The following is a 14,093-nucleotide window of genomic DNA, read 5'->3' as shown; positions in this document are numbered from 1 at the left end:
AGGATTTATTTTTTTATGAGACTGTGTAGGAAGAGCGATAATGTGAATAAATGTAATCGCTTTCTGTTAGGAAAGCTTTAAATCCGTTCTCTCTCAAGGGTTCCAGTCCTGTTTTTACCCCTGTAAATCTATTGGAAATAGAGTTATCATAGTGAGGAAAATAAAAATGATAGGCCTCATCTGGCATTTTCAATAGAAAGAAGGATTCATATTGCATAACGGAATCATCATACCTATACAAATTGCACTATTGTATGGAATCTATTTAATCGGCAAAGGGATACAAAGTGTGTTTGACCTCTTCATCCCCGGCAGTGTCATCGGAATGATCTTACTGTTTATTTTACTCTCTTTTAAAGTGATTCCAGAATGGCTCTTGCAGAGAGGAATTACGTTCATGGTCCGAAACCTGCCTTTCTTTTTTATACCAGCGACAGTCGGGATCATCAGCTATGCGTATGTGTTTAAAGGAAAAGGCATGTTGCTCATTGGAATCGGTCTGTTGAGCACGGTGCTTGTAATGGCGTTGGCTGGACTTGTGACCCAGTGGATGGTCAGAAGGAGGGAAGAGGCATGAGTCAGATCCTGTTGGCTTTGGCTATGATGGTGCTCACCATTGTTTCGTATATCGCGTCTCTCCATCTTTATCGGAAACATCGCAGAATCTACACGACCCCAGTTATTATCTCGACTTTGGTAGTGATCGTCTTCTTGCTGCTTTTTCAAGTTCCCTATGAAACCTATATGATCGGCGGCAAGTGGATCGATCGTCTCTTAGGTCCGGCAGTTGTGGCGCTTGCCTATCCGCTTTATCAGTATAGAAAGGTTTTGCAGGAGATGTTCATTCCGATTGTCACGGGAACGGTGGTCGGCGCCGTTGTTGGAATCGGTTCCGGGCTCTTGCTTAGTAAATGGGCAGGGTTCAGCAATCTAATCATCCATTCGATTGTGCCGAAGTCGGTCACGACACCTGTGGCGATGTCGATCTCTGAATCGACCGGAGGGGTGATGCCGCTCACCGCGGTGTTTGTCATGATTGCAGGGATCGGCGGGATGTTGATTCACCCGCTTGTCATGCGCTACAGTGGTCTGACGCACAGTGTAGGTCGCGGAGTAGGGATGGGCAGTGCTTCCCACGCGATCGGTACAGCGGCTTCGATGGAACGGGATGCGCTGGAAGGATCGATCAGTACCGTTGCGATGGTCTTGAGTGCGGTAATCGTATCGATTGTGGCGCCTGGACTGACCCTGTTGCTTTTGTAGGTACCACCTAAATAAAGCTCTGGTCCTTTTCTTAGGATCAGAGCTTTATTTTGTTTAAATACTTCTTGCGCGTATCAGGTAAGAGCCATCAGGAAAGAGAGCTCTGTTGCTGTTTGCTTCTTAAAAAGCTTTTGATTTCGGTTGCTATTTGATAGTATTCCAAGTTATGAACGGAATGAGATGCATTTAATTAATCATTTTTCTGTCCTTCACCCGCTGTATCAATTCTGATTGTTTTGTGTGCCAAACCTTTTCATCCCAGCCTGTGCCCTGTCCGTTCGATGAGAATAATAGGACTGGAACGTTTGGAGAGGGGTGTAGGTTTATTAAATTTTGGGAATCAGTCTTGAAAGGGAGGAGGGATCGAATGCTTCATAATGAAAAATATATAGAAGGTTATAGCATTCATGCAACTGATGATGAACTAGGCCAGGTTGATGCCTTTTTATTCGATGACGAAAAGTGGGCGGTCCGTTACCTTGTAGCGGATACGCGGAAGTGGCTGCCAGGGAGAAAAGTGCTGCTATCACCCATTTCCATTGAAAACATCAGTCACCAGGCAGATCATATCTCTGTCGGGCTGACGAAGGAGCAGGTGAAAGATAGTCCTGATATTGATACAGAGCAGCCTGTATCCCGCGCCCAGGAAGCAAGAATGAACCAGTTCTTTGGCTGGGGAAATTATTGGGGAGAACCAGGAATATGGGGTCCAGGCTTTTACCCATCAGAGCTGGTGCAGCAGGAAATCCAGGAAATGACGGAAGAAGAAGCAGAAGAATATCATGTTAGAAAGACTTCTGAGGTTATAGGATATCGGGTTTCTACTTATAATGGAGAAGCTGGCGAAGTCGATAGTTTTCTCATAGATGACGAGACTTGGAAAGTCCGTTATGTAGTCATACGCTCCGAGGTTGAAGAAGATAAGAAGGTACTGGTATCTACGGACTGGATTACGGATATGGACTGGGCTGATAAGAGCCTCCATATTTCTGTAGAAAAAGAATCATTCGTGAAAGCACCAGCTTATCATCCCGATCTTACCATCAACCGAGATTATGAAGAAACGATTTATAAAGCATTCAAAAAGTCTCCATATTGGATGGAGGGATAATCAAAGACCTTTCCTTTTTATAAGGGAAGGTCTTTGTTGTTAAAGAAGTTCTATAGCTTTTTCAAGTTGCCGTAGGTTTTATGGTTCCTTTTTTTGCAACAATAATGGATATGAGCACGATCAGCGCCATCACTCCCCAAAATACCACCTTCCACCAGGTATGATGGGTGAAACCCTCAGGGACAAGCCCCCACTGAACCTCCGGGTGGGCGAGGGTATGTACCGCTAATTTCACCCCTACCCAGGCTACGATAATAAAGGCAGCTTTCTCGAGGGCCGGATATTTTTTCATAAACTTCACGACATAGTTGGCCGCAAATCGAATAAACGCAAGTCCGATAGCCATCCCGATAAAGACGACTGCAAATTTTCCACCGTCCATCCCGCCAAATCCTGGCAGAGGTGTATTCGGGAGAGACACAGCAATTGCTACAGCGGCCAGTATCGAATCGATTGCAAAAGCGATGTCTGTCAGCTCCACTTTCAGAATGACTTTCCACATGCTTTTCTGATCATCCATCTGGTTGTTTTCCTTTTCTTCTTTTTGGTCTTTTTTATGTTGGAAAAAGTTTTTGATGCCGAGATAAAGAAGATAGGCAGCACCGATCGCCTGTACCTGCCATATATTTGAGACAAAAGAAATAGCAAATAATGCAGCGAATCGGAATACGTAAGCCCCGACAATTCCATAGAATAACGCTTTTTTCCTTTTTTTCTCCGGGAGATTTTTCACAAGCACGCCCATGACAAGGGCATTGTCAGCAGATAGCAGTCCTTCCAGACCAATGATGACAATCAGCGCCCAGCCGTATTCCATCCACAACCCCATGTCGGATCACCCCTTTATAGAAATGAACATGTCAAACGTTTCCCTATGCGAGGAGGGATGAAACGGTTACACGGCAGGGCTGTAATCCTGGCCACTATGAAAAACATATCGTGCTTCTTTTACCGTCCTGCTAAACCCTCAAGTCCTTTCACATGTGAAGAATTAGATTCTAGGTATGGAAAGTTGAAATATTATTGTAAAATAGCAGTTTTATTTATTGAAAAAAAGGAAATTAGTCTGTAATCCAAAAGATTCACCTGCCTGAGAAAGTTGTTTCATCGGGTTATTTCCTCTGCCGCTATATCATTTTTTAAGTCGTACACCAATGTAGAGGATGACCAGGCTTTTTATATAAAAGAATGTCTTTTTTTCTTTGTGGATTGAAGAAGCCAGGTAACAGCTTATCGTAGTTGAAATATAGAGAGAGGGGACAGATAAATGAGACAGAAAAGTAAAATTATCATGCTGTCTATAGCAGCGATCATTGTTGCCCTTATTGTTTGGGGAATGATTGAACCATACCTAATAGAAGTAGAAGAAGAAACAGCAAGCATTGAGAATCTTCCTCCTGAATGGGAAGGGAAGGAGCTGATTGCTATTGGGGATTTCCAAGTCGGAATGTGGTTAGATAATGATTCCAACCTTGAGGATATCGTTGATGAAGTGATCTCCCGGTCACCTGAAGCCGTCTTACTGCTAGGCGACTACGTATATCGTTCGGTGGATGACCGTCAAGAGGAAATGGAAAAAGTCCTATCTTATTTAAAACCTCTTACTGAGAGCGGGATACCGGTCTACGCTGTTCTTGGAAATCATGACTATAACATGATGAAAAAAAAGTCTGATCCTAATATGAAAATTGCGGAAAAAACCAAAGAGGATTTAGAAGGGATCGACGTCAAGGTATTGCACAACGCTTCTACTCCTTTACGCATAAAAGAAACAGACCAACCTTTATATCTGGTAGGGATCGGTGCCCATTGGCCGGAAGAAGATAACGTGAATGAGGCTTTTAATAAAGTTGGGAAAGAAGCAGCAAAGTTTGTGTTCATGCATAACCCAAATACCTTCAGTGATATTCCGGCTCGGCAAGCACCGTCATCGGTAGCAGGCCATACTCATGGAGGTCAGTTCAGAGTTCCTTTTACTCCTCATTGGTCCTGGAAGGATTTATTCGCCAAGGGGGAAGCTCATGCTGATGGATGGGTGACAGATGACTTTGGGGCAGATGGGAACCAGCTCTATGTGAATAGAGGTATTGGGGTAAGTCTGGTGCCTCTACGATTAAACAATTTTCCCGAAATTACGGAGTTTCACTTGAAACAGGCGCGCTGACCTGTTTAAGTTACCAGACTAAGACTCTCTTTTTTTTCCATACTCAAATAGTGTATAATTATTAGATAAGCGTGACTTTTTAATCTATAAAGCGTTATCATATGTGTAGTGGGTATATAAAGAATAGGAGAGGTGTGACTAAATGATCATTACACCTTCCTCCAAATTCCAGAAATAAGGGATGGTAGAAATGAGCAACAGAGAAATGAAGACAGACGTGATCTTAATTGGCGCTGGAATCATGAGTGCGACTTTAGGGTCGCTTCTTAAAGAATTAGTACCGGACTGGAATATTAAAGTATATGAAAAGCTAGGAAAATCAGGAGAAGAAAGCTCTAACGAGTGGAATAATGCAGGAACAGGACATGCCGCGTTGTGCGAGCTGAACTACACGAAAGAAAAGCCTGACGGATCGATTGATTTAAGTAAAGCGATCAAGATTAATGAACAGTTTCAGGTGTCGAAGCAGTTCTGGTCTTATTTAGTCAATAACAACAAGTTAAGTAATCCTCAGGAGTTTATCAGACCCCTGCCTCATATGAGTTTGGTCCACGGGGAAGACAATGTAAACTTTCTTAAGAAACGTTATGAAACCATGTCGAACAATCCATTGTTCAAAGAGATGAAATTTTCGGATGACCCTGAAAAACTAGCAAAATGGCTTCCGTTGATTATGAAAGACCGCAAAACGAAGGATCCGATTGCGGCAACTAAAATGGATACGGGAACAGATGTGAATTTTGGAGCGTTAACCCGTAAGCTGTTTGATAACCTGGAAAATAGTAGTGTTGAAGTGAACTATAATCATAGTGTTGAGGATATTAAGCGCACCGAAGACGGAAAATGGGAAGTGACCGTTCGCGACACCGTTGGCGAAAAACTCGCATGCCAAACGGCAGATTTTGTGTTTATCGGCAATGGCGGCGGAGCTTTACATTTACTGCAAAAATCCGGAATTCCAGAAGGAAAAGGAATTGGCGGCTTCCCTGTAAGCGGACAGTTTATGGTTTGTAATAACCCGGAAGTCATCGAGCAGCATGAGGCTAAGGTATACGGAAAAGCTCCAGTCGGCGCTCCGCCAATGTCGGTGCCGCACTTGGATACCAGATATATTGACGGTAGAAAGTCATTGCTATTCGGGCCGTTTGCCGGCTTCTCACCTAAGTTCTTAAAAGAAGGTTCGTTGATGGATTTGGTGAACTCCGTCAAACCGGATAACCTTCTGACAATGGTAGGTGCAGGAGCAAAGCAAATGCCACTGACGAAATATTTGATCCAGCAAGTGCTCCAATCGAAGGAACAGCGCATGGAAGCAATCCGTGAATTTATCCCTGAAGCGAAAAGTGAAGATTGGGATTTAGTCGTTGCAGGTCAGCGCGTGCAAGTAATTAAAGATACCGAAGAAGGCGGAAAAGGAACGCTTCAGTTTGGTACAGAAGTGGTAAGTGCAGAGGATGGATCAATCGCTGCCTTGCTTGGGGCTTCACCCGGAGCCTCTACAGCTGTTAACGTTATGCTTGAAGTCTTGGAAAATTGTTTCCCTCAGCATATCAAAGAGTGGGAGTCTAAGCTAATCGATATGATTCCTTCTTATGGGTTGTCGCTGATGCAAAATCCGCAGATGATTGATGAGATTAAATCGTCAACGGCGGAGACGCTTGGGCTGAATGAAAAAGAAGAAAGAGATACAGTCTATAGTTAAGCCAAAACCTTAATTCTCGCTATATTTAAGAGCGTAGAAAGTCATCAAAGATCATAAATCGCTAGCATAGCATCAATAAAACCTTTAATCTATCCTTAGATTGAAGGTTATTTTTTATGAATAAGTCTAAGAAACGTTAAAAGAAAGGCAGGAACCATGGTGAAAACAGAAAAAGAAAAAATGATAGACGGAGAACTGTATTATCCAGGAGATAAGGAATTAGTAAAAGACCTAGCGAGAGCAAGAGCTTTAGTCCGTTCTTTTAATGATACGAGCGAATTAGAAGAAGAGAAACGGGCGTCTCTATTAAAGGAATTACTAGGTTCGACTGGAGAACAAATCTATGCAGAATCAACGTTTCGGTGTGACTATGGCTATAACATTCATGTTGGGGAGAACTTTTATGCGAACTTCGACTGTACCATCCTAGATGGAGGGAAAGTGACGATCGGGAAGAACTGCATGATCGCTCCCGGTGTACATATCTATACGAATACTCACCCTATCAAGGCAGAAGAAAGAATCTCAGAAATTGAATATACAAAACCGGTTACGATTGGTGATAACGTTTGGATCGGGGGAAGAGCAGTGATTAACCCAGGGGTGACGATTGGAGACAATGCGGTCATCGCATCCGGAGCCGTTGTGGTTAAGGATGTTCCAGATAATGTGGTGGTCGGAGGGAAACCAGCGAAGGTTATAAAACAGGTGGATTAAATCATTCCTCTTGCCACTTTTTGGGTTCTTCCTGTATAGTAATTCATAACAGTTAAATAGATTATTTCTTATCGAGAAAGGTGGAGGGACTGGCCCGACGAAACCTTAGCAGCAGGCGTGAAGTACTGTGCTAATTCCAGAAGCGTGAAGCTTAAAGATAAGAAGAGAAATGGTTCGTTACGATATTCAGCCCCTCTTCTTATTGAGAAGCGGGGCTTTTTATTATCTAAATACATAAAAAGAAAGAGGGAATGTTCAAATGTCTAGTTCTACAGAAGTGAAGCGCGCACCATTCAAAGGAGATCATGTGGGGAGCTTCCTGCGACCAGAGCGTTTGAAAGAAGCACGCGCTCAATGGGCAAAGGGAGAAATTACTGCGCAGGAATTAAAGAAAATAGAAGATGAAGAGATTTTTAAGTTAGTAGAAAAGCAGAAGAATGCTGGGTTGAAAGCCGTGACCGACGGCGATTTCCGCAGGAGCTGGTGGCATTTTGATTTTCTTGAAGGTCTAGATGGCGTAGAAGGCTATGATACGGAGCAAGGCTTGCAGTTTGATGGAGTAGAAACAAAAGCACGCGGCATTATAGTGACAGGAAAAGTGGGGTTCACGGATCATTATATGATTGAGCATTTCCGTTTTCTAAACCAAATCGCAGGAGATGCGGTGGCGAAGCTCACAATTCCAAGTCCAAATATGCTTTTATTCCGCGCGAAGATTGATGAAGACGTCTATGAAAATCAACAAGACCTCGTTCGAGACTTGATTACTGCCTATCAAGGCTTCATTGAGAGAATCTATCAGGAAGGCTGCCGCTATCTGCAGCTCGATGATACATCATGGGCGACGTTCTTTTCTGAGGAGGGACGAGCATCCATTGAAGAGAAGGGGCAAAACCCGGATGAAGTCGCTGAACTATGCGCACGCGTAGTGAATGAGTCGATTGCGAAACGACCGGAGGATATGACAGTAACGATGCACATTTGCCGCGGGAACTTTCAGTCGACCTTCATGACGAGCGGCAGCTATGAAGCGGTCTCCCAAACTATTTTCGGCGGTCTTGATGTTGATGGACTTTTCTTAGAGTTCGATGATGAGCGTTCTGGCGGTTTTGAACCGCTTCGTCATGTGAATCGCCCTGACCTTTCCATTGTGCTCGGATTAATCACATCGAAATTCGGTGAGCTTGAGGATCCGGATCACGTGAAGAACCGGATTTTGGAAGCGTCCGATTTTGTACCGGTCAGTCAGCTTTGCTTAAGTCCGCAGTGCGGATTTGCCTCGACCGAAGAAGGAAACAAGATTACAGAAGATGAGCAGTGGGAGAAAATCCGCCATGTCGTGAGGATTGCCGATGAGGTATGGCAGGAGGCTTGAGATGTTTGATTTTTCCTATGAATGGATATAAATCTATAGGATTGACTAAGGAGGAATTAAACTCATGAAATCTCTTGAAGATGCTTTAAAACATAGAGTAGGACTAGGTACAGCTCCTTTAGGAAATATGTTTAGGGCTGTCCCTGAGGATGAAGCACAAACAACGATTCAGACCGCCTGGGATCAGGGCGTACGATATTTTGATACCGCTCCTTTTTACGGGGCAGGCTTAGCTGAGATGCGGCTTGGTGAAGTGCTCTCTCATTATGATCGCGATGAGTATGTGATAAGCACGAAAGTCGGCCGCTATATTACCGAGGAGACTGAGGAAAAAGAGGGTCTGTTCGAGGATGCCCGTGATAACAAGGTGATCACGGATTACACCGAAGATGCAACAAAACGGTCTATTGAGCAGAGTCTCGAACGTCTGAAGACCGATCGTTTAGATATGGTCTTCGTTCACGATGTGTCTCCTGATTTTCATGGTGTTGATTGGACTGCCAAATTCGAGGAAGCGAGAAAAGGAGCTTTTCGCGTGCTTACTCAAATGCGTGAAGAAGGTGTGATTCGTGGCTGGGGACTTGGCGTCAATACGACGGAACCAATTGAACTTGTGATGGAACTTGAGGAAGCGCGACCGGATATCTGCTTATCCGCAACACAGTACACGCTGCTTAATCACGACCACGCTCTAGAAAGAATGATGAAATCTGCTGAAGAGAAGGATGTCGACATTGTCGTTGGCAGTCCATATAACTCCGGTGTACTGCTTGGAGGGGACCATTACAATTATGAAAAAGCTGGGGCAGACATTATCGGACGAGTCAATCAGCTAAAAGAGATTGGCCAGAAATACGACGTTCCATTAAAAGCGGCTGCATTGCAGTTCTCTACCGCACATCCGGCGGTAAAATCTGTGATTCCGGGCTCTACACGTCCGGACCGCATTAAAGAAGACTTGGAAATGATTCAGCGAGACGTTCCGAAAGAGTTCTGGGACGAGCTTGTAAACAGAGGCTTTGTTTCTGAACATGCGCCACTTCCGGTGCACTCCCGCTAATGAGTAAATAACAGTAAAAACAGAAAACAGAACGCTTGGATTTGAATGTCAGGCGTTCTGTTTTTTATTATCTTATTTAGAAAGGATCGAAATTTTTGATGATAAAGTTTATTACAGGGTAATCAAGGGTTACTTAAGGTTATATTCATTACTTTTTCTTTTTCCTTTTACCGATGATCACAACAGTTGTTAACACAATTAATAGTAAAAAAAATCCTTCAGCCATAACATTCCCTCCTTGAATTTGCATATTGGTGGAACAACTAGCCTGCAGTTTCAACAGTTGAGATTTATATCTTTATTTATTTACGGAAAGAACTTTAATTGGTTTCAAAATTCAGATAATTTAAGTCTTGAAATATACGCGATGTGGTTTGAGGTTTCGCATCCTGGTTTTAGATAATAAACTCAGCCATCGTTGAAATAAGGGATATTTTGAAACAAAATAAAATTCTCTTTCGTATGTATGGATCAACAGGGGTCAAAAAATGGGTAAGAAAATATAGGAATGATAGAACCCCCTGGTTGTTTTTTACAACCAAGGGGGGTAACTTAGTCTCATCATTAATCTTTAATAATAAGGGGAAATCATCAAGTAAACGAGCACCCCTGTTAAGCTTACATATAGCCATAACGGCATCGTCCAGCGGGCAATCTTTCTATGCTTTTCCACTTTCATCGTCAGACCTCGGGCAAGCGTCAGTAACGCAAGCGGTACGATCACTGCAGCAAGCACGATGTGAGTGATCAAAATAAAGTAATAGATTGTCTGCAGGATGCCTTCGCCGCCATACGACGTCGAGGACGCCATGGAGTGGTACGTTAAATACGAAACGAGAAATAAAGCCGTGGTTGTGAAGGCAGCAAAGATAAAGCGTTTATGCCACTTCACATTTTTCTTAAGAATCATATATAACGCCGCTAACAGAAACACGAACGTAAACGAGTTCAATACGGCATTCAGCAGTGGCAGGATCGTCACATCAAAGCCCGTTTGCGGTTCGAACTTCGGTATAAATAACAGGGCGACGACAATCGCGTTGATGGCAATCGATAAGCCGACGACCCACGGTACATAGTTGAATTCTTTGTTTGTTGTAGTCACATTCATCCTCCATCTCTATGAAGTCATTCATACCTAGTATAGTAAATTAGGCGGTGGAATTCATTATATAAGCGGTGACAGAATTGGTAACTTTGCAGGAAAAGTGTTTTTTAAACGGGTTTATTTATACAAACAAAAAAGTAAGGTCCGTTTTTAATGGTTCGGACCTTACTTCCTTACGACTATGTTGGCCTTATCAATTCTCTCTTTTTGAAGACCTATCTGTCGCAATTAGAACAATACAACCTAAGAGAATAAAAGCGGAAATTAGGGTTAATGGCAGGTTATCACCCCAACTGTTGTAAATCGTGAATAATTGGAATATGGCTAATAAAATAACTGCTAATTTAAATGGTAACCTTAAAGATTTGATTGCTCTCACCTACTTCCCTACTTATTATGTACACTGATTTATAACGTTTGTTATGTTAAAGAAATCAAGGAAAGCATATCTTACATCTGATCCAAGTGTAGAAGATGTCTTACTTACGGCTCTTTTCCAGGCATAAGTTCTAGTATAGTTCCAACTGCGGTATAATTTGTACTTTTCGTAAATTCTTTCGACCGTTTTGGTTACTCCCCCGAGAAGGCTAATAGCTTTCTTGAGTTTTAGAATCTTAGATAAAGGAAATCCAACAGTTCCTATCATTAGCCCAACTGCAGTGATACACGACCAAGTCCCCATCGTTGTTACTGTAGATTCAGTAGTAGTTTGGTCACTACCTATATTAACATTTCCAATATGCTGATCAGAACCTAGATTAACATTAGCTAAAGATGGAATTAGTAAATTTTCGTCCTCTGCGATAACTTCTACTCCTGTCTTATTAGTTAACCACTTTGCAACTTTTTCTGCTCCTTGTTTTTCTATCCCATATGGAAGGTTTTCAACACCTTTAAGGAACTTGATGAAATCACCGTTCTCAGAAAATAGTTCTTCCTCTAAGAGTGGCTGTTCAATTGTTTCGGAAGCGTTTACAGATTGGCCAAAAGCTAATGAGAATGCAGAAAACAACAATACAGTACAAATCAACGAACACAAATACTTAAGCTTTCTCTTCATAAAATCTCCCTCTCCAAAATATGTAATTTAATTGACCATTCTATAATAATTTCTGAAAGGGAATTTATGTCAATAAAAGACAAGAGCTGTATCTGAAATATAGTAATATATGATAATAGAACTAAGTCTAAAAAACTATACTTAAGTCGATTTTTGAGATTAGGAGACTTTAGTGGAATAATACATTACTAGAATGAAATGCTAAATACAAATTTAAATTCTATTTCCATAAAAAAGAACCCGTCCACTTCTACCCAAATGGACGGATTCTTCTTATTTATAGGGATTAATTTCGGATAAGATAATCAAATGAACCTAACGCAGCATTCGCTCCATCACCCATCGAGATGATGATCTGATTGTACGGGCTGTCTGTGCAGTCACCTGCGGCAAACAGACCAGGAACGTTGGTTGCGCCGTGTTTATCGACGACGATTTCACCTGTTTTGGTACGCTCAACAGTGTCGCCTAACCATTCGGTGTTCGGCACAAGGCCGATTTGGACAAATACACCTTCAAGCTCGATGTGCTTCTCTTCGCCAGAGGCACGGTCGATATAGGTAAGGCCGTTGACGTTATCATCACCTGTGATCTCAGTCGTTTGTGCGTTGGTAATAACAGTTACGTTTGGCAGGCTGTTTACGCGCTCTTGAAGCACTTCATCAGCCTTCAGTTCAGCGCCGAATTCAAGAACCGTGACGTGCTTGACGATTCCGGCGAGATCGATCGCTGCTTCGATGCCGGAGTTTCCGCCACCGATAACCGCAACGTCTTTGCCTTCAAACAATGGACCGTCACAGTGAGGGCAGTAGGCCACACCTTTGTTCTTGAATTCTTCTTCGCCAGGAACGCCGAGTTGACGCCAGCGGGCTCCTGTTGAAAGGATGACGCTTTTACTTTTCAGGACGCCGCCGTTGTCGAGTTCAAGCTCGAACATGTCCTTTTTCTCAAGACGGCTTGCGCGCTGAAGATTCATGACGTCGATGTTATAGTCCTTCACGTGCTCTTCAAGACTTGCGACCATTTTCGGTCCTTCTGTCTTTTTCACACTGATGAAGTTTTCAATAGATAGCGTGTCTTGAACCTGACCACCGAAGCGTTCCGCGACAACACCGGTACGGATGCCTTTACGAGCAGTATAGATCGCCGCAGAGGATCCCGCAGGACCGCCGCCGACAACAAGCACGTCATAAGGGTCTTTGTTGTTGAACTCTTCTGGATCAGGGCCGTCAGCGATTTCGCCGATGATTTCTTCAATCGTCATACGACCGCCACCAAAGAATTCGCCGTTGACGTAAACGGATGGAACGGCCATGACGTTGTTACTTTCGGCTTCTTCTTTATAAGCGGCGCCGTCTATCATCGTATGCGTGATGTTCGGGTTCAGCACGCTCATCAAATTCAGCGCCTGTACGACATCAGGGCAGTTGTGACAGCTTAAGCTGACGTAGGTTTCGAAGTGAAACTCGCCGCTGATGTTGGAGATCTGATCGATCACGCTTTGATCTGCTTTCGGCGCTCGCCCGCTTACTTGCAAGAGAGCAAGGACGAGAGAAGTGAATTCATGGCCCAGCGGAACACCAGCAAATGTAATGCCAGTGTCCTCACCAGGACGGTTCACGCTGAAACTAGGTGTTCGTTTTAGTTCTGTATTTTCTACGGTAATGCGAGGGGACATGGAGACAAGCTCATCGGTAAGACCGAGCATCTCTTTGGAGGCATCGTCGTCTCCAGCACTGACTTTCAGTACAACGTCGCCCTCCATCAAATCTAAATATTGGTTTAATTGGGCCTTAATTTGTGCATCAAGAACCATTTAGCTACACTCCTTAGATTTTACCTACAAGATCAAGGCTTGGCGTAAGGGTGTCGTTACCTTCTTCCCATTTCGCCGGGCAAACTTCGCCAGGGTTTTGACGAACGTATTGAGCTGCTTTGATTTTGTTGATGATTGTATCTGCATCGCGGCCGATTCCGCCTGCGTTCACTTCTACAGTCTGGATAACGCCATCTGGGTCGATTACGAATGTACCGCGGTCAGCAAGACCTTCTTCTTCGTTTAATACGTCGAAGTTGCGGGAGATCGTTTGAGATGGGTCACCGATCATCGTGTATTTGATTTTACCGATTTTTTCTGAGCTGTCGTGCCAGCCTTTGTGTACGAAGTGAGTATCTGTAGAAACAGAGTATACTTCAGCACCAAGTTCTTTCAGTGCTTCATAGTTATTTTGAAGGTCTTCAAGTTCTGTCGGGCATACGAAAGAGAAATCTGCAGGGTAGAAGCAAACGACACTCCATTGACCTTTGAAATCTTCGTTTGATACGTCGACGAATTCACCTTGTTTAAAAGCTTTCGCTTGGAATGGTTGTACTTCTTTTCCGATTAGAGACATAAAAAAATCCTCCTAGTAGGTATGTTGTAGTGTAATAGATTATAGTGAGTAATCTATAATAATTCTAATTCAATAAATATTATTATATACGATTGGTTTTTTGTCAACTGCTTCACAATTTTGTCGAATTAGAATGAATG

13 protein-coding genes and 1 riboswitch are annotated in these 14,093 nt (G+C 43.1%); of the genes, 8 read left to right on the top strand and 5 right to left on the bottom strand.

What is annotated here, in order from left to right:
- Positions 1-211: 211 nt before the first annotated feature.
- The 3 genes from ACRYKC_RS01655 to ACRYKC_RS01645 all read left to right on the top strand — a co-directional run bounded on the left by ACRYKC_RS01655 (position 212) and on the right by ACRYKC_RS01645 (position 2,374).
- Positions 212-577: a CidA/LrgA family protein gene (locus ACRYKC_RS01655; RefSeq protein WP_433804909.1), complete on the top strand. Its 366-nt coding sequence runs from the start codon at positions 212-214 to the stop codon at positions 575-577.
- The gene (locus ACRYKC_RS01650) at positions 574-1,263 is read left to right on the top strand and encodes an LrgB family protein (protein ID WP_433804908.1); all 690 of its coding nucleotides are present in this window, start codon (positions 574-576) and stop codon (positions 1,261-1,263) included. The genes ACRYKC_RS01655 and ACRYKC_RS01650 overlap by 4 nt, the downstream gene beginning before the upstream one ends.
- 367 nt (positions 1,264-1,630) lie before the next feature.
- A complete protein-coding gene (locus tag ACRYKC_RS01645; protein WP_433804907.1) occupies positions 1,631-2,374 on the top strand; it encodes a hypothetical protein in 744 nt (247 codons plus the stop codon).
- Between the two features lie 61 nt (positions 2,375-2,435).
- Here the strand turns inward: ACRYKC_RS01645 and ACRYKC_RS01640 are convergent, their stop codons facing one another.
- Entirely contained in the window at positions 2,436-3,203 is a 768-nt protein-coding gene (locus ACRYKC_RS01640) for a TerC family protein (protein WP_433804906.1), read from the bottom strand.
- A gap of 438 nt (positions 3,204-3,641) precedes the next feature.
- Here ACRYKC_RS01640 and ACRYKC_RS01635 point away from each other — a divergent pair, with 438 nt between their 5' ends.
- The 5 genes from ACRYKC_RS01635 to ACRYKC_RS01615 all read left to right on the top strand — a co-directional run bounded on the left by ACRYKC_RS01635 (position 3,642) and on the right by ACRYKC_RS01615 (position 9,392).
- On the top strand, positions 3,642-4,538 hold the full coding sequence (locus tag ACRYKC_RS01635) for a metallophosphoesterase (RefSeq protein ID WP_433804904.1): 897 nt from the start codon (positions 3,642-3,644) through the stop codon (positions 4,536-4,538).
- Between the two features lie 190 nt (positions 4,539-4,728).
- A complete protein-coding gene (locus ACRYKC_RS01630) occupies positions 4,729-6,240 on the top strand; it encodes a malate:quinone oxidoreductase (RefSeq protein WP_433804903.1) in 1,512 nt (503 codons plus the stop codon).
- 156 nt (positions 6,241-6,396) lie between these two features.
- Complete coding sequence (locus tag ACRYKC_RS01625) at positions 6,397-6,957, top strand: sugar O-acetyltransferase (RefSeq protein ID WP_433804902.1); 561 nt, start codon at positions 6,397-6,399, stop codon at positions 6,955-6,957.
- A 65-nt stretch (positions 6,958-7,022) separates the two neighbouring features.
- Positions 7,023-7,121: riboswitch (SAM riboswitch) on the top strand.
- Positions 7,122-7,216: 95 nt separating this feature from the next.
- On the top strand, positions 7,217-8,332 hold the full coding sequence (locus ACRYKC_RS01620) for a 5-methyltetrahydropteroyltriglutamate--homocysteine S-methyltransferase (RefSeq protein WP_433804901.1): 1,116 nt from the start codon (positions 7,217-7,219) through the stop codon (positions 8,330-8,332).
- Positions 8,333-8,396: 64 nt separating this feature from the next.
- Positions 8,397-9,392 carry an aldo/keto reductase gene (locus ACRYKC_RS01615; RefSeq protein WP_433804900.1) on the top strand — a complete coding sequence of 332 codons (996 nt, stop codon included), beginning with the start codon at positions 8,397-8,399 and terminating at the stop codon, positions 9,390-9,392.
- Between the two features lie 571 nt (positions 9,393-9,963).
- Here ACRYKC_RS01615 and ACRYKC_RS01610 read toward each other — a convergent pair.
- From ACRYKC_RS01610 to ahpC, 4 genes are all read right to left on the bottom strand, one after another.
- Positions 9,964-10,503: a DUF420 domain-containing protein gene (locus tag ACRYKC_RS01610; protein ID WP_433804899.1), complete on the bottom strand. Its 540-nt coding sequence runs from the start codon at positions 10,501-10,503 to the stop codon at positions 9,964-9,966.
- 391 nt (positions 10,504-10,894) lie between these two features.
- The gene (locus ACRYKC_RS01605; protein WP_433804897.1) at positions 10,895-11,560 is read right to left on the bottom strand and encodes a hypothetical protein; all 666 of its coding nucleotides are present in this window, start codon (positions 11,558-11,560) and stop codon (positions 10,895-10,897) included.
- 286 nt (positions 11,561-11,846) lie between these two features.
- Positions 11,847-13,376 carry an alkyl hydroperoxide reductase subunit F gene (ahpF, locus tag ACRYKC_RS01600; protein WP_433804896.1) on the bottom strand — a complete coding sequence of 510 codons (1,530 nt, stop codon included), beginning with the start codon at positions 13,374-13,376 and terminating at the stop codon, positions 11,847-11,849.
- A gap of 13 nt (positions 13,377-13,389) precedes the next feature.
- Positions 13,390-13,953 carry an alkyl hydroperoxide reductase subunit C gene (ahpC, locus tag ACRYKC_RS01595; protein WP_433804895.1) on the bottom strand — a complete coding sequence of 188 codons (564 nt, stop codon included), beginning with the start codon at positions 13,951-13,953 and terminating at the stop codon, positions 13,390-13,392.
- Positions 13,954-14,093: the final 140 nt, after the last annotated feature.

This window comes from Halobacillus sp. A1-3, assembly GCF_050971765.1.
Classification (GTDB): domain Bacteria; phylum Bacillota; class Bacilli; order Bacillales; family Halobacillaceae; genus Halobacillus; species Halobacillus mangrovi_B.
The sequence above is the reverse complement of the archived record's forward strand: the minus strand, read 5'-3'. Positions and strand labels throughout refer to the sequence as shown.

What these genes read in the sequence shown, in the direction of transcription:
- ACRYKC_RS01650 (WP_433804908.1), top strand. Translation starts at nt 574, where the DNA reads ATGAGTCAGATCCTGTTGGCTTTGGCTATGATGGTGCTCACCATTGTT.
- ACRYKC_RS01645 (WP_433804907.1), top strand. Translation starts at nt 1,631, where the DNA reads ATGCTTCATAATGAAAAATATATAGAAGGTTATAGCATTCATGCAACT.
- ACRYKC_RS01640 (WP_433804906.1), bottom strand. Translation starts at nt 3,203, where the DNA reads ATGGGGTTGTGGATGGAATACGGCTGGGCGCTGATTGTCATCATTGGT.
- ACRYKC_RS01635 (WP_433804904.1), top strand. Translation starts at nt 3,642, where the DNA reads ATGAGACAGAAAAGTAAAATTATCATGCTGTCTATAGCAGCGATCATT.
- ACRYKC_RS01630 (WP_433804903.1), top strand. Translation starts at nt 4,729, where the DNA reads ATGAGCAACAGAGAAATGAAGACAGACGTGATCTTAATTGGCGCTGGA.
- ACRYKC_RS01625 (WP_433804902.1), top strand. Translation starts at nt 6,397, where the DNA reads ATGGTGAAAACAGAAAAAGAAAAAATGATAGACGGAGAACTGTATTAT.
- ACRYKC_RS01620 (WP_433804901.1), top strand. Translation starts at nt 7,217, where the DNA reads ATGTCTAGTTCTACAGAAGTGAAGCGCGCACCATTCAAAGGAGATCAT.
- ACRYKC_RS01615 (WP_433804900.1), top strand. Translation starts at nt 8,397, where the DNA reads ATGAAATCTCTTGAAGATGCTTTAAAACATAGAGTAGGACTAGGTACA.
- ACRYKC_RS01610 (WP_433804899.1), bottom strand. Translation starts at nt 10,503, where the DNA reads ATGAATGTGACTACAACAAACAAAGAATTCAACTATGTACCGTGGGTC.
- ACRYKC_RS01605 (WP_433804897.1), bottom strand. Translation starts at nt 11,560, where the DNA reads ATGAAGAGAAAGCTTAAGTATTTGTGTTCGTTGATTTGTACTGTATTG.
- ahpF (WP_433804896.1), bottom strand. Translation starts at nt 13,376, where the DNA reads ATGGTTCTTGATGCACAAATTAAGGCCCAATTAAACCAATATTTAGAT.
- ahpC (WP_433804895.1), bottom strand. Translation starts at nt 13,953, where the DNA reads ATGTCTCTAATCGGAAAAGAAGTACAACCATTCCAAGCGAAAGCTTTT.